The 18,114-nt window shown below is 72.4% G+C and carries 16 protein-coding genes and 3 pseudogenes; 12 read left to right on the top strand and 7 right to left on the bottom strand.

Going from position 1 to position 18,114, the window contains the following annotated elements:
- The coding region (locus GUY61_RS18795; protein ID WP_166631353.1) for a LuxR family transcriptional regulator at positions 1–2,147 on the top strand (2,147 nt) is incomplete at its 5' end.
- A gap of 244 nt (positions 2,148–2,391) precedes the next feature.
- On the opposite strand, the pseudogene GUY61_RS18790 reads toward GUY61_RS18795, so the two are convergent.
- Both GUY61_RS18790 and GUY61_RS18785 read right to left on the bottom strand, forming a co-directional pair.
- A pseudogene (locus tag GUY61_RS18790) lies at positions 2,392–3,202 on the bottom strand (IS5 family transposase).
- 35 nt (positions 3,203–3,237) lie between these two features.
- Entirely contained in the window at positions 3,238–3,630 is a 393-nt protein-coding gene (locus GUY61_RS18785; protein WP_243766569.1) for a helix-turn-helix domain-containing protein, read from the bottom strand.
- Between the two features lie 107 nt (positions 3,631–3,737).
- On the opposite strand from GUY61_RS18785, the gene GUY61_RS18780 reads away from it, so the two are divergent.
- From GUY61_RS18780 to GUY61_RS18770, 3 genes and pseudogenes are all read left to right on the top strand, one after another.
- Complete coding sequence (locus GUY61_RS18780; RefSeq protein ID WP_166631352.1) at positions 3,738–4,574, top strand: enoyl-CoA hydratase/isomerase family protein; 837 nt, start codon at positions 3,738–3,740, stop codon at positions 4,572–4,574.
- 400 nt (positions 4,575–4,974) lie between these two features.
- Positions 4,975–5,961, top strand: a complete 987-nt coding sequence (locus GUY61_RS18775; RefSeq protein WP_166631351.1) for an NADPH:quinone reductase — start codon at positions 4,975–4,977, stop codon at positions 5,959–5,961.
- Positions 5,962–6,090: 129 nt separating this feature from the next.
- Positions 6,091–6,521 (top strand): annotated as a pseudogene (locus tag GUY61_RS18770) (IS5 family transposase); the annotation flags it as partial.
- A 235-nt stretch (positions 6,522–6,756) separates the two neighbouring features.
- Here GUY61_RS18770 and GUY61_RS18765 read toward each other — a convergent pair.
- Positions 6,757–7,368 (bottom strand): hypothetical protein, encoded by a 612-nt coding sequence (locus GUY61_RS18765; RefSeq protein ID WP_166631350.1) that lies wholly within the window; start codon positions 7,366–7,368, stop codon positions 6,757–6,759.
- Positions 7,369–7,785: 417 nt separating this feature from the next.
- Here GUY61_RS18765 and GUY61_RS18760 point away from each other — a divergent pair, with 417 nt between their 5' ends.
- The gene (locus GUY61_RS18760) at positions 7,786–8,529 is read left to right on the top strand and encodes a DUF4142 domain-containing protein (protein WP_208106165.1); all 744 of its coding nucleotides are present in this window, start codon (positions 7,786–7,788) and stop codon (positions 8,527–8,529) included.
- Positions 8,530–8,877: 348 nt separating this feature from the next.
- Here GUY61_RS18760 and GUY61_RS18755 read toward each other — a convergent pair whose 3' ends face one another.
- Positions 8,878–9,423 (bottom strand): MarR family winged helix-turn-helix transcriptional regulator, encoded by a 546-nt coding sequence (locus GUY61_RS18755; protein ID WP_166631349.1) that lies wholly within the window; start codon positions 9,421–9,423, stop codon positions 8,878–8,880.
- Positions 9,424–9,652: 229 nt separating this feature from the next.
- Positions 9,653–10,087, bottom strand: coding sequence for a hypothetical protein (locus GUY61_RS18750; protein WP_166631348.1), 435 nt, complete (start codon positions 10,085–10,087; stop codon positions 9,653–9,655).
- A gap of 377 nt (positions 10,088–10,464) precedes the next feature.
- Between GUY61_RS18750 and GUY61_RS18745 the strand changes: the two genes are divergently transcribed.
- A complete protein-coding gene (locus GUY61_RS18745) occupies positions 10,465–10,935 on the top strand; it encodes a cation:proton antiporter regulatory subunit (protein ID WP_166631347.1) in 471 nt (156 codons plus the stop codon).
- A 4-nt stretch (positions 10,936–10,939) separates the two neighbouring features.
- Positions 10,940–12,256: a cation:proton antiporter gene (locus GUY61_RS18740; protein ID WP_166631346.1), complete on the top strand. Its 1,317-nt coding sequence runs from the start codon at positions 10,940–10,942 to the stop codon at positions 12,254–12,256.
- 120 nt (positions 12,257–12,376) lie between these two features.
- On the opposite strand, the pseudogene GUY61_RS18735 reads toward GUY61_RS18740, so the two are convergent.
- Positions 12,377–13,254, bottom strand: a pseudogene (locus GUY61_RS18735) (STAS domain-containing protein); the annotation flags it as partial.
- Between the two features lie 169 nt (positions 13,255–13,423).
- Here GUY61_RS18735 and GUY61_RS18730 point away from each other — a divergent pair.
- From GUY61_RS18730 to GUY61_RS18715, 4 genes are all read left to right on the top strand, one after another.
- On the top strand, positions 13,424–14,272 hold the full coding sequence (locus GUY61_RS18730; protein ID WP_166631345.1) for a hypothetical protein: 849 nt from the start codon (positions 13,424–13,426) through the stop codon (positions 14,270–14,272).
- Positions 14,273–14,347: 75 nt separating this feature from the next.
- Positions 14,348–14,746 carry a molybdopterin-binding protein gene (locus GUY61_RS18725; protein ID WP_166631344.1) on the top strand — a complete coding sequence of 133 codons (399 nt, stop codon included), beginning with the start codon at positions 14,348–14,350 and terminating at the stop codon, positions 14,744–14,746.
- Positions 14,747–15,002: 256 nt separating this feature from the next.
- Positions 15,003–15,809 carry a molybdate ABC transporter substrate-binding protein gene (modA, locus tag GUY61_RS18720; protein ID WP_166631343.1) on the top strand — a complete coding sequence of 269 codons (807 nt, stop codon included), beginning with the start codon at positions 15,003–15,005 and terminating at the stop codon, positions 15,807–15,809.
- 104 nt (positions 15,810–15,913) lie between these two features.
- Positions 15,914–16,708: an ABC transporter permease gene (locus tag GUY61_RS18715; protein ID WP_243766568.1), complete on the top strand. Its 795-nt coding sequence runs from the start codon at positions 15,914–15,916 to the stop codon at positions 16,706–16,708.
- Here the strand turns inward: GUY61_RS18715 and GUY61_RS41220 are convergent.
- Positions 16,703–16,831: a hypothetical protein gene (locus GUY61_RS41220; protein ID WP_279576823.1), complete on the bottom strand. Its 129-nt coding sequence runs from the start codon at positions 16,829–16,831 to the stop codon at positions 16,703–16,705. The genes GUY61_RS18715 and GUY61_RS41220 overlap by 6 nt on opposite strands.
- Here GUY61_RS41220 and GUY61_RS18710 point away from each other — a divergent pair.
- Positions 16,812–17,903, top strand: a complete 1,092-nt coding sequence (locus GUY61_RS18710) for an ABC transporter ATP-binding protein (protein ID WP_398956013.1) — start codon at positions 16,812–16,814, stop codon at positions 17,901–17,903. The genes GUY61_RS41220 and GUY61_RS18710 overlap by 20 nt on opposite strands.
- The last annotated feature ends 211 nt before the right edge of the window (positions 17,904–18,114 follow it).

Below are 18,114 nucleotides of genomic sequence, written 5' to 3'. Positions count from 1 at the left end.
ACCCGGCGGGAGCGCTCCCAGAGACCGTGCCCGACACCTGCGCCGCCCTGTACCCGGGCGCGTACCCCGCCGCGGTGTCCTGGTGGCTGGACTGCGCCGGTCCCGCGACCGCGAACGTCGCCCGCGCGCTCGCCGCGCTCGACACCGACGACCACGGCCCCCTGGAGGGCCACGCCGAGCTGCTCGCCGGGATCGCCGGGGCCGACCCCGCCCGCGTGTCCGGCTGGCTCACCGCGATGACCCGCCTCGGCCTGCTGCGCCCCGACCCGGAAGGGCGGCCCCGCTACGCCCACCCCCTGCTGCGCGACGCCGTGCTGAGCGGCTGGCCCGCCACCCGGCGCGGGGCCGCGCACCGCAGCGCGGCCGAGGCGATGCTGCGCCGCGGGGACCGCGCCGAGGCGGTGTCCAGGCAACTGCTGCGAGCGCCCGCGGTCGGCGCCCCCTGGGCCCTCGGCGCGCTGCTGGACGCCGCGTCCCTGGCGGTCAGGGGCGGCCGCGCCGAAGACGCCCTGGCCTATCTGCGCCGGGCCCTGCACGAGCCGATGCCGCCCGCCCGCCGGGCCGCCGTCCTCACCGAGCTGGGCTCGCTGGAGTTCACCGCGGTGCGCCCCTCGGCGGGGATACCGCGGCTGGCGGAGGCGATGCGGCTGCCCGGCCGGCCGAAGGACCGGGTGCAGGCGGCGGTGGCGCTCGGAACCGCACTGGCCAGGCGGGGCGAGCCGGGCGCCGCCTTCGACGTGCTCCGCGGCCTGGACCGGCACCTGACCGCCCATCCTGACCTGGCCCGTACGGTCCGGAACGCCTCCGCGCTGCTGGCCGACCACTGCGAGGCGACGCGGCGGGAGGTGTACCGCACGCTGCGCGAGACCGCCGACCGGTCACCCGAACTGCTCGGATCGGCCGGACTGGCCCTGCTGGTGCGCTACGAGTCGACGGCCGGGCTGATCTCGGCGGACTCCGCGATGCGGCGGATCCGCGCCCTCCTCGAGAACCCGGACGACCCGCTGTCCGAGCCCTACCTGCTGGGAACCGCCGCCGCCGTCGCCCAGTGGGCCGACCGGCTGGACGAGGCCGAACGGCTCGTGGCACGCGGGCTGGCCGGTCAGCACCCCACCCTGCTGCACCCCATGCACCAGGCGCTGCTGAACGTACGGGTGGACATCGCCGCCGCCCGTGGCGCGTACCGGGAACTCCTCGCCGTACCCGCGCCCGAGCAGGTCCCGGGCGTGCGGCCCGAGCCGACCAACGCGCAGGCCCATGCCCTCGTCGCCCTCGTCGAGACGGGCCGCGTCGAGGAGGCGGGCGCGCTCGCGGAGCGGTTCGACGTGCAGGACGCGCACGACGGCTGGGAACCGAACCGTTTCCTCTACGCGCGCGGTGTGCTCCGCGCCGCCTCCGGCGATCCGTCCGGGGCGCTCGACGACTTCCTGGAGTGCGGGCGCCGGCAGACGGCGCGCGACGTGGTCAGTCCCGTCGTCACCCCGTGGCGGAGCGCCGCGGCCGAATGCCTGCTGGCCCTCGGCCGCTCGCACGACGCCCTCGGCCCCGCCAGGGAGGAACTCCGGCTCGCCACCATGTGGAACACCCCGCGCACGGTGGGCCGCGCCCTGCGCGTGCTCGGCGCCGCCACCGGCGGCCGACGCGGTCTGGAACTGGCCGAACGGGCCGTACGGACGCTGCGCGATGCCGGTCTCGACACCGAACTCGTCCCCGCCCTCGTCTCGCAGGGCCGGCAACTCGCCGCCGCCGGCGAGCGGACCCGCGCCCGCGACCCGCTGCGGGAGGCCGCGGAACGCGCCGACCGGCTCGGCGCGTTCCGCCTGCGAGCCGTGGCCGAGGACGCGCTGCGCGAGGGCGGCGCCCGCCGCTCCGCGACGGCCCTCACCGGTTCCGAGTCCCTGACCGACAGCGAGCGCCGTATAGCGGCCCTGGCCGCCGCCGGCCGCACCAACGCCGACATCGCCGGGCTGCTGCACCTCGCCCGCCGCACCGTCGAGACCCATCTGACCAGCGCCTACCGCAAACTGGGCATCCGCCGCCGAACGGAACTCGCCCTCGTCCTCAGCATGTCGCCCCCCGGACCCGTATCACCATCCGGACCCGTATCACCGCCCGGCGCCGTGCCACCGCCCGGCCGGCCCCGGTGACGTCCCCGCCCGGCGTCCGACGACCGATCAGCGGTCTCCCAACGACCCCTCAGCCCGGCGCCTGCGGAGGAGACTTCACGGCTCTGTCGCCCCGAAGCGAACCATCGTCCGAGGCACGGAATCCGTCCCCCGGTCCGTCCGCACCCGGCGCACCGTCCACCGTCCACGCGGCGGCGATACAGTGCGAACTTCGCGAACTCCAAGAAAAGGCAGGGGAGCCGATCATAGCGCCTTAGAAGTCATCTCATTTGGTAAGTCGGCGGTAGCAGATGAGGGTGCAGGCAATGGCGGCGAAGGCGAGGAAGTGTTCGGCTTTGCGTTCGTAGCGGCGGTGGAGTCTGCGGCAGCCGGCGAGCCAGGCCACGGACCGCTCTACGACCCAGCGGTGACGGCCCAGGCGGATGGAGGATTCAACACCGCGTCGGGCTAGACGGTGGGTGACGCCTCGCGCACGGAGCCATTGCCGAAGGTGGCGGTAGTCGTACCCCTTGTCACCGTGCAGCTTGCCGGGCTTTCGGCGGCGCGGCCCGCGTCGCGAGCGGATCGGCGGGATGCCCCGCACGAGCGGCTGCAGGCCCTGACTGTCGTGCGTGTTCGCGCCCGAGATACCGACTGACAGTGGCAGACCGGTGCGCTCGGTGATCAAGTGGATCTTCGACCCGTACTTGCCGCGCTCCACAGGATTCGGACCTGTCAGATCCCCCTTTTCATCGCCCGCATGTTGACCGAGTCGATCGCGCATCGGGACCAGTCCGGTTCGCCGCGGGATCCGAGTTCGTCGAGGACCAGGCGGTGGAGTTCGGCCCACACTCTGGCCTTGGTCCACTCGGTGAAGCGTCGGTGAGCCGTCGCGCCGGACGGCCCGAACGACACGGCGGGCAACTGCTGCCATGTGCAGCCCGAGGTTGCGATGAAGACGATTGCGGCCAGCACTTCGCGGTCACCACATGCCGACGCCGGCCACCACCCTGGGGCCGTGACGGCGCCTCCGGAACCACCCGCTGGAACAGCTCCCACAACTCATCCGGCACCAGCCGCTCAACGGTCCTTGCCACGACTGGAAACTTACTGAGTCAAATGAGATGACATCTCACTGTCCCAATGACCGCACGTCGTATTCGTGCTGCGCCGTCAGGACCTCGTCGCTGTGCTCGACCGTCCAGTCGTACAGACGGGTGAAGGGTTCACGGAAAGACTCGCCGAGGTGTGTGAGGGAGTACTCCACACCGAGGGGGGAGGTCTCGAGCACCCGGCGCTGGATCATTCCGTTGCGTTCGAGTCTGCGCAGCGTCTGGGTCAGTACCCGCTGTGTGACGCCCTCCAGCTGTCGCTTGATCCCGTTGAACCGCGTCGGTTGCTCCAGGACCGCCAGGACCATCATGGACCACTTGTCGGCGATCTGATCGAGGATGGGCCGGCTCGGGCACTCGGCACTGAACCGCGGCATGCTGCGGGGCGGCAGGGACGTGGAGCTGGTATCCATGGTGATCCTTGGTTGTTGAAAAGTGCGTTATTGACCGTCCTCGGCGCGGAGCCCAGGGTAGGTATGCGTTGCAAACCTACCGGCTCACCGCAAACCTTGGAACACTCATGAACCTGGACCAGTACACGACTCTCCGCGTCGCCATCGATGCCGGAGTCGCGTGGATCACCCTGGACAACCCCCCTGTCAACGTGCTCAGCGGAACCCTGATCCGCGAACTGCACGACGCCCTCGGGACGCTGCGGGACGATCGCTCGGTCCGCGTCATTGTGTTCTCCAGCGCCAACCCCGAACTCTTCATCGCCCATGTCGACATCCACATCCTCAACGAGATGGACGAGCTGCAGGGGATCGCGGACCGCAACCCGGACGTCAATCTCTTCCAGGGGGTCGGCGAGCTGCTGCGCCACCAGCCGCAGGTGACGATCATCAAACTGGCGGGCAAGGCGCGAGCCGGCGGCGCCGAGTTCGTCGCGGCGGCCGACATGACCTTCGCCGCGCGGGAGACCGCGGGTATCGGGCAGAGCGAGGTGCTGATGGGCATTGTGCCGGGCGGTGGAGGAACGCAGTACCTGCGCGAGCGGGCCGGGCGCAACCGGGCGCTGGAGTTGCTGCTCACCGGTGATCTGGTGGATGCGGACACCGCAGCCGCCTACGGGTGGATCAACCGTGCGGTACCCGCGGCCGAGCTGGACGCGTTCGTCGACGGGGTGGCGGAAAAGATCGCCGCGCTTTCCCCGGAGCTCATCGCCGCAGCCAAGCGATTGGTCCCTCCGGCGGACCTGGCCGACGGCCTGCGAGCGGAGAACGACGCATGGGCGGAGCTGGTGAGCGGGGCTCTGCCGGCACGACTCATGACAGGGGCCCTGGAGCACGGTGCGCAGACCCCTGCGGGCGAGCGCGATCTGGAATCGGTCATGCGAAGCGTCGCCGCCGGCCTGTAGAGCGAGAGTCACGGGCCGGGAAGGCTGCGGACTGAATCCGTCCGCGCCGATGTCACCGAGCGGCATGACGGAGGCACGTTTCGTCTGCCCCGACTCGAGCGGTGTCACCCGCTTTCGTCCCAGTGAGCCCGCGGCCAACGATGTAACCCACGTCTGGGAACAACTCGCCGACGCACAGAGGGGCACAAGGTCCAGCTGTCGGCCACAGCGCGGACCAGCGTGGTGGAACCCGCCGATGATCCGCGGCACGTTCGATCCGTCTCAACCGACCGTTCGAAAGGCGGCAATCTCGCCGCCAAGGAATCACACCACGACGCGGGGAAGGACCCCACCGTGGTGACGTGCGCGTTCCCCGGCCAGTGCCGTGGATCGCGCCACACCCAAGAGGAGAGATGAACCGATGAGGGCAGCCTTCTACGACACGCCCGGTCCTGCCAAGAGCGTGCTGCGGGTGCTTGACGTCGAACGCCCCGAGCCCGGCCCTGGCCAGGTCCGCGTTCGTATCGCACTCTCCGCGATCAACCCGGGCGACATGTTCATGCGGCTGAACTCCACCCCGCAGGACTTCCAGCGTGTCGGCGAACACACCGGCCGCATTCCACACCAGGACGGCACCGGCATGATCGACGCGGTCGGCGCGGGCGTCGACCCGAGCCGGATCGGTGAACGCGTATGGATCTGGATGGCCGGCGCAGGCCATCCGTGGGGGACCGCGGCGGAGTGGACCGTAGTACCGTCCGAGCAGGCCATTGCGCTGCCGGACGGGATCTCCGACGAGCTCGGCGCCTGCCTCGGCATCCCGGCGATGACCGCGCACTGGTGCCTGCATGCCGACGGTTCGCCCCGCGACCGCACCGTACTCGTCGCGGCCGGTGCGGGCGCCGTCGGGCACTACGCGATCGAACTCGGCCGGATTGCGGGCGCTCGGATCGTGACGACGGTCAGCGGTCCGGAAAAGGCCGCGTTGGCCAGGGCCGCGGGTGCAGACCTCGTCGTGAACTACCGCGACGCCGACGCCGCCCAGCTGATCCTCGACGGAGCCGGGCCTGTCGATCGGATCATCGAGGTCTCGCTGACCGACAACCTCGAACTGGACCTGGCTGTCACCGGCCCGGGAGCAACCATCGTGACCTACGCAGCACAGCCCGACGACCCGACCCTGCCGGTCTTCCGGCTCATGTGGTCCAACCTGGTGCTGCGGTTCGCGCTGTTCCTCACCGAACCGCGGGACGCGCTGCTGCGCGCCGCCACAGAGATCACCGCAGCCCTGCGCGAGGACGCTCTCACGCCACTGCCAGTGCACTCCTTCAGCCTCGACGACGTGGCGCTCGCACACGAGGCCGTCGAGAACGGCCTCATCGGGAAGGCTGTACTCGACCTGCGCTGACCAGGCCATCGCGAACAGCACGAGAATGAGCAACTACTCCCTGCCTGCCGCCAGAGTTCAGGACGAATTCGTAGCTGCGGCTCGTCGCATCCATCGAGCCGGCCGAGGAGCAGGCTGATCCGACTCGTGGATCGGGGCAAGAAGGGGTCGAAGATCCACTTGATCACCGAGCGGACCGGACTGCCCCTGTCCGTGGGGGTCTCCGGTGCCAACCTCCACGACAGCCAGGCCCTGGAGCCGCTCGTGCGCGGCATCCTGCCCGTCCGCTCCCGCCCCGGTCCGCGTCGGCGTAAGCCGGGCAAGCTCCACGGCGACAAGGGTTACGACTACGCTCATCTGCGGAAATGGCTCCGCGAGCGCGGCATCCGGCACCGCATCGCCCGCAAGGGCATGGAGTCCTCCAGGTGGCTGGGCCGTCACCGTTGGGTGACCGAGCGGACCATGGCCTGGCTCGCCGGATGCCGCCGCCTGCACCGTCGCCACGAGTGCAAAGCCGAGCACTTTTGGCCTTCACCAGCATTGCTCGCACCCTCATCTGCTACCGCCGGCTCGCCAAATGAGATGACCTTCAAGTCCTGGGCGCGGACGGGCCCGGGCGGCTCGGGTGCCGTTCCCGGGACGGGCCCAGGGCTCGCCCGGCGGCCCAGCGGCCGGAGACTGAGCTGCACCGAGTTTCGTAGAGTCCGATCGTGCCGCCGCGCCACCACGCCGACTGCCCCGCGCCGCGGCCGGGAGTTGGGGCGCGGGCCGGCTCGCGAAGACCGGTCCCGCGCCGCCCGCCTTGCGGCGGCGCGGTCAGGCGGCCTGACGGGGGTCGAGCGCCGGGTCGTAGGGCGCGACCCAGAAGAACTCGCCGGCCTCGTCGTAGGCGTACAGCAGACCGGTGCCGCCGAGCCCCAGGGGTTCGTCTCCCTGCCTGCGGACCTGGACCACGGCCGTGGAGCCGTCCAGGGCGGCGACCTCGGCCTGGCCGAACTCCGCGTCCACACGCCCCGTGCGGATCGTGCAGGTCAGCCCGACGAAGTCGGCCCGGGACGGCCCGGGTTCATCGGGGAAGAGGCGGTGCAGCGGCCGTACGAGCACCCTTGTCACGCGCCACGCGGCGACGAGCGACGCCGCGAGCACGGCGAGGTCGGTCAGTCCGCGCAGCGCTCCCCCGGGGACCACCGGGTCCAGCAGCACGGTGGCGGACAGGCTGGAGAACCAGCCGACCGCCGTCAGCAGCGAGAAGGCGACCGCGACCGGCATCCCGCCGAGGCCGAGGACATCGAGGTCGGCGTCCCCGTCGAAGCTGTCGGCGCCGGCCACTCCGACGGCGACCAGCAGCCAGAAGCAGACCGCCACGAGGAGGGCGGCCGTGAACAGGACGGTCGGGAATCCCGCGGCCGCCTCGAGAAACATCCCCATGTCCGACCCCCCGATTCGTCCTGTCCGGCCGTGCACCATGGCACTCCATTCGCCACGGCACCCGCTCGAAGCCGGGTGGAGGGCGGCCCCGGTTCACCATGTCTGCCGGAACCCGGCACCGGGGCCGTCCCTCGTGCTCCCCCGCCGGACGATGATGCCCGTCGGGCCGCCGCGGCCGCATTGCCGGAACCCGGCAGTTTCCGGCGATGCCTCCATGCCGGTGGCGGCCCCGGGCCGCGCGGTACGACGCGGGAGCGGGCCCTCCCCGCCGGGCCCGCGGCTTGCCCGGCCGTGCGGGGCCCCGGTGAACAACCCGGCCGCCGCTCCCGTATCCCTCCTTGCGCGCCGTGCCAGCCGCCACACCACACAGCTCCCGACGACATGAAGGAACGTTCCAATGCCGAACCGGGAGGCACCATGCAACAGAACCGACGCGCAGCACGGCCGAGGACGACGTCCCTGCGGGCGGTCGCGATCATCGCGGTGGCCTGCGCCGTGGCCGCCACCGTCCTGATCATGATCCGCGGCAGCGGCGGCGGGGCGTCCGCGGCCGACGAGGTGGCCGCCGGGATCCCGCAGCACCGCAGCGGCCACTCCACCACGGCGGGCGGTGCGGGCGCCGCCGGGCAGAACGCCGCGTCGCCCGACGGCGCGCAGGTCCCGTCGGACGCCTCGGGCCCGCAGCCGGTGACGGAGGTGGACAAGACCTTCCTGGTGAAGGTGCGTCAGGCCGGACTGTGGGAGATCCCCGCGGGCCGGCTGGCGCAGACCCACGCCTCCAGTGAGGCCGTGAAGCGCGCCGGCCTGCACCTCATGGACGGTCACAGCGCGCTCGACCAACTGGTGCGCGAGGACGCCGAGATCCTCGGCGTGGACATCCCGAACGAGGCGACCGAGGAACAGCAGGGGTTCGTCGAGCAGTTGGAGAACGCGCGGGGCGAGGAGTTCGACCGCCTCTTCGCCAACCTGCTGCGGTCCTCGCACGGCAAGATCTTCGCGACGATCGGCGAGGTGCGCGCCTCCACCCAGAACGACCTGATCCGCCGTCATGCCCGCGAGGCCAACCAGACGGTCCTGGACCACCTGGAGGTCCTGGAGGACACCGGGCTCGTCGCCACCGAGACCTTCGAGGAGGTCGAGGCGGCCGTCGCCCCGAAGTGACCACGGCATGATCCGCCGACGGCGGGGCAGACGGGGCGGCAGGGAAGGTTGCGCGGGCGGTCCCTGCCCGGCGTACGCACCGGGCAGGGGTCCTCTGGGCCCGCCCGGAAAAGGTCGGGGGGACAGCGGAATTCGGGTGAACGAAACCCTGGCCGCCGGATTTTGCACTGTGCAATGATTCACGGGGCCCGGTCGACGGGTGGGCCTCTGCCTTCGGGAGCGGCACTGGCACGGTGACGCGAGCTCCGACCCGCATGCCTGCCCGTCGACCGGAGCTCCGCCGGAAAGGCCCGGGGACCGGGCCTCCGCCCGGACACGGCTCAGGGCCGCGCCCGAGCCACCGCGCGCTCAGGCCCCGCGCCGCGGCGGGACGTCGGTCCAGCCAAGCGGGTGCAACCCGCCGTACTCGTCGGCGACCGCCGGTTCGCCGCCCGCCTCCGTGAACGCGGTCAGGGCCTGGACCAGCGAGGACCGCTGCTCGGGGGCGAGGACCCGCACGATGCCGGCGATCTCACCGCGCCGCCGGGCGGTGACCTCGTCCACCAGCCGCCGGCCCTCGTCGGTCAGCCGCAGCACCGTCTCGCGGCGGTTGACCGGATTGACCTGCCGGTCGGCGAGGCCCGCCGCGATCAGCCTGTCGACCATGCGCATCGCGGTCGACGGGTTCACACCGAGCCGTTCCGCGAGGACGACGAGCTTGGCCGGGCCCTGGTTCCACAGCACCACGAGCAGACGGAACTGCGGCAGCGTGACCCGGTCCTCGACGGCGGCGAGCGAGCGGGCGGACACCGCGACCAGCAACCGGGACGCGGTCAGCACCGCGCGGGTCACGGCGTCCACGTCGTCCACGTCGTCCACACCGATCGTCGTCGGCGGCTGCGGGTGCTCGGTCATGCTTCCTTTTCTACCGCGCCGGGCCGTGTGCGCTTGACCTGCGCCGGGCCGCTTGACACGTACTTGACCAACCCGGTCCCGGACTTCGCCGTCGCCCGCCTGCCGCTCCGGCCGGACGCCCCGGACGCACCCGACCGGGCCCTCATGTCCGGGCCCTCATGTCCGGGCGTCACGTCCGGCGCTCGAGCCCGGCGCTCGAGCCCGGCGCTCGAGCCCGGCAGACCGGCCCTCAGTCGGTCGACGGCGGCAGCGCCGCCCGCCTGCGCGCTGGAGGGGTGACCCGGCGGTACGCGGCGCGGGCGTTGAGGAGACGGGCGGAGGCGGTGCCGAGAACGGCGGCGGAGAAGAGACAGGCCAGCCAGAGCGTGTCGCGGTGCCCGTCCCAGGTCAAACGGCCCGAGGGCGGGATGGCGAAGCCGTTGAGAAAGAGCCAGCACAGCACCGCGGTGCCGGGGGCGGCGACGAAGCGGGCGCACAGGCCCAGGATCCCGGCGAGCAGGGACAGCGCGATCAGGGCGCCGGTGGGGCGGCCCTGGCCGACCAGGAAGTTCAGTACGACGACCAGCAGCAGCGCCCCGCCGAAGGCCGCGGCCCAGACGAGCCGGGTGGACACCGGCTGGGGCACCGCCCTCGCTCCGCTGCTGAGTCGCACCCATTCGAGCATCTCCGACGCTCCTTCCGCTCGCGCCCCGCTGCCTCCCCGCCCCCCGTGCGGCCGGACGTGACACGGCGGTCCGTCCACGGGCCAAACGCGCATTCTCCCACCGCTGCCCCGCCCCGTGGCCCGGATCCACCCGGCTTTGCCTCCCGCTTAAGGTGAAGGCGGACATCGCCAGGAGCCGCAGGGAGCCGAGTGTGGACCCGCATGGCGATGACCGACGCACGGCCCGGGAACAGGACAAGGACGAAGACGGGCACGTACGCGGACGAAGTCGCGGACGCGGACGCGGATGTGGAGGCCCTGCCGGACCCGTGGCGGACGGCAGACGGACAGACAGACGGACATGAGACGGACAGGGGTCAGTTGTGGGCGCTCCACGCATGAGCAGTACGCCGTTGCCGGGCATCGGGGTCCGCTACGACCTGACGACGCGTGAGCACCGCCGCGTCTCCGTGGTCGCGCACCGCGACGGCGGCCGGACGCTGAGCGCGTACCGCCAGGACGACCCGGACGAGTGCTCTCTCTCCATGCGTCTGACCGCGGGTGAGGCCGAGGCGCTGATCGACGCGCTGATGCCCTCGCACCACAGCCCCAACCTGCTGTCGACCACCGACCTCGGACTGGTGGCCGAGCGGATCGAGCTGTCGACCGTGTCGCACTGGAACGGCCGCGTCCTGGGCGACACCCGGATGCGGACCGATACCGGCGCCTCCATCGTGGCCGTCCTGCGCCGCGCCGAGGCGATTCCCTCACCCACCCCCGACTTCCGGCTGGCCGGCGGGGACATCCTCATCGTGATCGGCACCCGCGAGGGTGTGGAGGCGGCCGCGGCGATCCTCGGACGGAAGTGACGCGGTGCACTCCTCCGCGGTCTTCCTGATCGAGTTCGGGGCGATCATCCTCGGCCTCGGCCTGCTCGGTCGCTTCGCGGGACGGTTCCGCATCTCGCCGATCCCGCTGTACCTGCTGGGCGGGCTCGCCTTCGGCACCGGCGGCCTGCTGCCGCTGGGCACCAGCGAGGAGTTCGTCGCGATCGGCGCCGAGATCGGCGTGATCCTGCTCCTGCTGATGCTCGGACTCGAGTACACCGCCAGTGACCTGGTCTCCAACCTCAAGACCCATTACCCGGCGGGTCTGGTCGACGCTGCTCTCAACGCGCTGCCCGGCGCCGCCATGGCGCTGCTGCTCGGCTGGGGCCCGGTGGCGGCGGTGGTCCTCGCCGGAGTCACCTGGATCTCCTCCTCCGGCGTCATCGCGAAGGTGCTCGGCGACCTCGGCCGCGTCGGCAACCGCGAGACACCGGTCATCCTGAGCATCCTGGTCCTCGAGGACCTCTCCATGGCGGTCTATCTGCCGATCATCACCGCCCTGCTGGCCGGCACGGGCCTGGCGACCGGAAGCGTGACCCTGGCCGTCGCACTCGGCGCCGCCGGGCTGGTCCTCTTCCTCGCCGTGCGCTACGGCAGGATCATCTCCCGCTTCGTGACCAGCGAGGACCCGGAGAAGCTGCTGCTCGTCGTCCTCGGTCTGACCCTGCTGGTGGCCGGTGTCGCCCAGCAGCTCCAGGTGTCGGCGGCCGTGGGCGCGTTCCTCGTGGGCATCGCGCTGTCCGGCGAGGTCGCCGAGGGCGCGCACAACCTGCTCAGCCCGCTGCGTGACCTGTTCGCCGCCGTCTTCTTCGTCTTCTTCGGCCTGCACACCGACCCGGCGAGCATTCCCCCGGTCCTGCTCCCGGCTCTGGCGCTGGCCCTCGTCACCACCGGTACGAAGATCTACACCGGTTACTGGGCCGCCAAGAGGTCGGGCATCAGTGTCCGGGGCCGCTGGCGGGCGGGCGGCGCGCTGGTCGCCCGGGGCGAGTTCTCCATCGTCATCGCGGGCCTCGCAGTCACGGCCGGCATCGAGCCGTCCCTCGGCCCGCTCGCCACGGCGTACGTACTGATCCTGGTGATCCTCGGCCCGCTCACCGCCCGCTACACCGAGCCCGTCGCCGGCCACCTCACCCGCCGCCGCCCGTCCGCCGCCGCCGGTGCCGCGCCCGCGAAGGTCCGGGAGGCCGTTGCCGCGGAACGCGATCCGGCGGCCGGGCTCGGCAGGGAGCCCACGCCCGGGCTCGGCAGGGAGCCGGAGGCGGAACCGGTGGACGATCCGGGAACCGTCGGCCGGGCCTGAGCCCGTCCGGGGGCGGAACCGGCCGCGGGTGGCCGCACCCGCCCCGCACCGGCCTTGCTCCACGTCAGTGGCCGCAGCTCAGTGACTCCCGGGTCAGGGCTCCCGGTCAGTGGCTCCCGGTCAGTGGCTCCCGGTCAGCTCACCGCTGAGCGTCCCGGGATGCGGGCGCTCGGCCCGTTCAGGCCGACGATCTCCACCTTCTTGCCACGCTGGGCGTACTTCGTCTCGACGGCGTCCAGGGCGGCCGCGGACGAGGCGGCCCAGATGTGCGCGGCCGACAGGTCGATGACGACCCGCTCCGGATCGGTCGCGTACGCGAACCGGGTGCCCAGGTCGTTGGACGATGCGAAGAACAGCTCGCCGGTGACGGAGTAGACGACGGAGCCGCCGCCGGGGTCCGTCACCGAGGTGACTTCGGCCAGGTGCGCGACGCGCTTGGCGAAGATGACCGTCGCGGTGACGGAGCCGGCCACCACACCGATGGCGAGATTGTCCGTGGCCACGACGCAGGCCACGGTGACCACCATGACGGTGATCCCCCCGGCGGGCATCCGCCGGCGGGCCTTCGGCGCGATCGAGTGCCAGTCGAAGGCCGCGAACGACACCATGACCGCGACCAGGGCCGCCATGGGAATGCCGGAGACCACGGGCCCGAAGACGATGCACAGAACCGTCAGGAGCACACCGGCCAGGAAGGTGGAGAGCCGGGTGCATGCCCCGGACACCATCACGTTGATCATCGTCTGGCCGATCGACTCCCGGGTCTTGCTCGACCGGGTGTCGGTGATGTCGTCGACGAGCTTCGCCGTCATCAGCGACTCCATCAGGCCGACCAGCGCCATCGCGAAGGCGTGCGGGGCGACGGTGGTCGGCGTCTCCACGGTGAACGGCACGTCCGGAAGGCCGGGCACGGGCGGCGACGAGGGCAGGGCGCCGCGGTCACCGACCGTCGGCACCGCGATCCCGGCCGCCACGGTGACGACGGTCAGCACGACGAGGACTTCGCCGGGGCTGCATCGGCCCCGACTCGGCAGTCAGGCGGGTACGGCACCCGCACCGGCACCGGGGCTGCTCCGGCGCTTCAGCGGTCCGGCGCCCACGGCACGGGGATCCTATCCGCCGCCCGAAAAGCGCCGACCGGGCGTCGGCACCGCTTACGGTGCGTGCATGGCTGTGGGTGTGCTGCTGGCGTTCTGCGCCTCCGTCTGCATGGGTTCCGCGACCGTGCTGCAGGCCCTGGGCGCACGGCGCTCCGCCCCGCCGGGGACGGGGCCGGGAGGACCGGCCCAGCTCGTCACCACGCTGCGCGGCTGGCCCTTCATCACCGGGATCGTGCTGGACACCGCGGGTTTCCTCTTCGAACTCGTGGCTCTGCGCTCGGTACCGCTGTTCCTGGTGGAGGCGGTGATCGCCTCGTCCCTCGCGGTCACCGCGGTGGTCGGTGCCGCGGTACTGAAGATCCGGCTCAGGCGGGCGGAGTGGGGTGCCGTCGCCGCGGTCTGCTGCGGTCTGGCGCTACTCGCCGTAGCGGCGGGCCGCGAGGGCTCGGGCGACGGGGACGCCCGGCTGCGGCTCACCACCCTGGCCACATCCCTGGTGCTCACCCTGATCGGCTGGGCCGCGTTGCGCATGGTCCGCCGTCGCCGCTCCGTCGTGCTGGGCGCCCTCGCGGGCCTGAGTTTCGGCCTCACCGCCATCGGCGTACGTCTCCTGCCCGAGCTGACCCTGCCGGGGCTGCTGATCGAGCCGACCGTGTACGTCGTGATCATTTCCGGGGTCGGCGGCTACCTCATGCTGATCGAGGCCCTGCGTTCCGGATCGGTCACCGCCGCCACGGCGGCCATGGTGATCGGGGAGACCCTCTGGCCCGCGGCCTTCGGGGTCGTCTGGCTCGGCGACACGACCCGCCCCGGCCTCGCTCCGCTGGCGGCGACGGGCTTCGCACTCTCCCTCGCGGGCGCCGTCGCCCTGGCCCGCTTCGGCGACACGGAACAGCCGGAACCGGAAAGCACCTGATCCGGCGGCCGTCCTCGGGCCCGGCACGGGCCCGGAGGGATATCGTGCGGCGGAATCGCGAGAGGAACCCGGAAGATGCCTTCGTACACGATCGGTCAGGCGGCGCGGCTGCTCGGGGTGAGTCCCGACACGGCCCGGCGGTGGGCGGACGCGGGGCGGATCGCCACGCACCGGGACGAGGGCGGGCGACGCCTCGTCGAGGGGCGTGACCTGGCCGCGTTCTCCGTCGAGCTGGCGCGGACCGGGGGCGGGGGCGAGGAGGAGGTCTCGTACACCTCGGTGCGCAACGCCTTTCCCGGCATCGTCACCGCCGTCAAGCTCGGTGACGTGGCCGCCCAGGTGGAGATCCAGGCGGGGCCGCACCGGCTGGTCTCGCTGCTGACCCGGGAGGCCGTGGAGGAGCTGGGACTGGAGGTCGGGGTGGAGGCCACCGCCCGGGTGAAGTCCACGAATGTGCACATCGACCGGTCCTGACTTGCCCCGAAGACCGGCGCGAGCCGACACGAACCGGCATGAACCGGCGCGAACCGGCGCGAACCGGCGTGACCGATACGGACTCACGGGGACCGATGTGGACCGGCAGGGACTCGCGGGGACCGATGTGGCCCGCCGCGGACCGCCGCCGACCCTGAATCCGAACCCGTATCTGCGAGGAGACAGGCGGCATCGAATGGCTTGTGCGAGGCAGCACGGGGGTTTTGGGCCGCAGATGCGGACGTATGATCGGCGTATGAGAACCCTCGGCGGCATCTCAGGCCGCGCTCTCGGTCCGCGCGCTCTCGCCGCGGGAGCGGCCTGCGCCTCGCTGCTGGTCCTCGGCGCCTGCTCCTCACCGGGCTCCCGGGGCTCCTCCGGGGAACCGTCCGGCACCGTGACCGTCTTCGCCGCGGCTTCCCTGAAGGAGAGCTTCACCGCGCTCGGCGAGAAGTTCGAACGGGCCCACCCGGGCACGGACGTCACCTTCAGCTTCGGCGGCAGCGACAGCCTGGCCGCCGGCATCACGTCCGGAGCCCCCGCGGACGTCTTCGCCGCCGCCGGCGACGCGACGATGCGGCTTGTCACCGACGCCGGGAACGCCTCGGGAACACCCTCGGTGATCGCCAGGAACCGGCTGGAGATCGCGACGCCTCCCGGCAACCCCGAGAAGATCTCCTCCCTCGCCGACCTCACCGACCCCGGCCTCAAAGTCGCTCTGTGCGACGAGGACGTGCCCTGCGGCGCCGCCGCGCGGAAGGCCCTCGACAAGGCCGGGGTGAAGCTCACGCCTGTCAGCTACGAACAGGACGTCAGGAGCGCGCTGACGAAGGTGGAGCTGAAGGAGGTCGACGCGGCCCTCGTCTACCGGACGGATGTGAAGGCGGCGGGCGACAAGGTCGCGGGCGTGGAGTTCCCCGAGTCCGCCCAGGCCGTCAACAGCTGTCCGATCGTGCTGCTCAAGGACGCGCCCAACGCGGCCGCGGCGAAGGAGTTCATCGCGTACGTCCGGTCCGCCGAGGGCCGGAAGGTCCTCACCTCCGCCGGGTTCCTCGCCCCATGACGGTCCCGGCCCCAGGACAGGAGTCCGGCCCCCCGCGGGACACGCGACGGCGTGCCCCCGCCGGGAGGCGGAGCCGTACCGGCACCCGCTCCCGCACCGGTCCCATGAGCCGCGCCAGGAGCCGTGCGGTACCCCTGCCGCTGCTCCTGCCCGCCCTGCTGGGGCTGGCGTTCCTCTGCCTCCCGCTTCTCGCCCTGCTGCTGCGGACCCCCTGGCGGGGCCTGCCCGAGCAGCTCACCAGCCCTCAGGTCTGGGAGGCCCTGCGCCTGTCCCTGATCTCGGCCACGGCCGCCACCGCCGTGTGCCTCGTACTGGGAGTCCCGCTGGCCTGGCTGCTGGCCAGAACGCACTTCCCGGGGCGCGGTCTCCTGCGGGCACTGGTCACCCTCCCCCTGGTGCTGCCGCCGGTGGTCGGCGGTGTCGCGCTGCTGCTCGCGCTGGGCCGCAACGGGGTCGTCGGCCAGTGGCTGGACGCGTGGTTCGGGATCAGCCTGCCGTTCACCACGGCCGGTGTCGTGGTCGCCGAGGCGTTCGTCGCGATGCCGTTCCTCGTCATCAGCGTGGAGGGCACGCTCCGGGCCGCCGACCCGCGCTACGAGGAGGCGGCGGCCACGCTCGGCGCCTCCCGGTTCACCGCGTTCCGCCGGGTCACGCTGCCGCTGATCGCGCCCGGCATCGCCGCCGGGTCCGTACTGGCCTGGGCCCGCGCCCTCGGCGAGTTCGGGGCCACGATCACCTTCGCCGGGAACTTCCCCGGCCGTACGCAGACGATGCCGCTCGCCGTCTACCTCGCCCTGCAGAACGACCCGGCGGCGGCCGTCGCGCTGAGCCTGGTCCTGCTCGCCGTGTCCGTCGCGGTCCTGGCCGGACTGCGCGACCGCTGGACGACCGCCTCATGAACCCGCCGAACCCGCGAACACGCCCGCTGCGAACACCACGCCCGCTGAGAGCACGACTGCCACTGAGAGCACGACGACCGCTTCCACAACCGCTTCGACCACGATGAGCGCGGTGACCACCATGACCACGACGAGCGCCAGGAACACCGCCCCGGCCGCAGGACTGGACGCCCGCATCGTCGTGGACCGCGGCGACTTCCACCTCGACGTACGGCTGCGGGCCGCGCCCGGCGACGTCGTCGCCCTGCTCGGGCCCAACGGCGCCGGCAAGACCACGGCCCTGCGCGCGCTGGCGGGTCTGACACCGCTCAGCGGTGGCCGGCTGCTGCTCGACGGCACCGACATGACCGGCACCCCGCCCGAGGACCGCCCGGTCGGCGTCGTCTTCCAGGACTACCTGCTCTTCCCTCACCTGACCGCCCTCGACAACGTGGCCTTCGGCCCGCGCTGCCGGGGCGTGCCCAAGGCGGAGGCGCGGGAGCGGGCCGCACAGTGGCTGGACCGGATGGGAATGGCCGAGCACGCCGGCGCCAAGCCGCGGCGCCTGTCCGGAGGGCAGGCCCAGCGTGTCGCCGTCGCCCGTGCCCTGGCGACCCGGCCCCGGCTGCTGCTGCTCGACGAGCCACTGGCCGCGCTCGACGCCCGTACGCGGCTCGACGTACGCGCCGAACTCCGCCGCCACCTAGCCGGGTTCGAGGCCGTGGCCGTTCTCGTCACCCACGACCCGCTCGACGCGATGGTCCTCGCCGACCGGCTCGTCGTCGTCGAAGGAGGCCGGGCCGTCCAGGAGGGCACCCCCCGGGACATCGCACGGCATCCGCGCACCGACTACATCGCCCGTCTCGTCGGCCTCAACCTCTACCAGGGGCGGGCAGAAGGCCACACCGTCCGGGTCGACGGCGGCCCGGTCATCGCCACGACCGAGGACCTCACCGGCCCCGCCTTCGTCGCGTTCCCGCCCGTTGCCGTCACCCTCCACCGCGAACGGCCCACCGGGTCGAGCGCCCGCAACCTCTGGCAGTGCCGGGTCGCGGGACTCGAGTCGCACGGAGACCAGATCCGCGCCGACCTCACCGGTCCGCTCCCCCTGACCGCGGACCTCACAGCCGTCGCCGCCTCCGAACTCGACCTGCACCCGGGCGCGGAGGTCTGGGCCACGGTCAAGGCGACCCAGACCCACGCCTACCCCGCGTGACCGGCGTCCGGCAGCCGTCCGGCGACCGTCCGGTGCTGCGCGGCGTCCGTCAGCCGGCGGCGAGCCTGCCGCCCGCGCCGGTCCGCACCCGGGACTCGCGCTGCCGCCGACAGGACGCGTCCCGCTGCCCGGCCCGCCGCCGTCGTCCGTCGTCCGTCCTTCGGCCCACACCCGACATCCCGCGCCCCGCACCCGGCCCAGGCACACGCCC

The organism is Streptomyces sp. GC420, from assembly GCF_009916105.1.
Lineage (GTDB): Bacteria > Actinomycetota > Actinomycetes > Streptomycetales > Streptomycetaceae > Streptomyces.
This window is presented reverse-complemented; position numbering and strand designations above follow the sequence as displayed.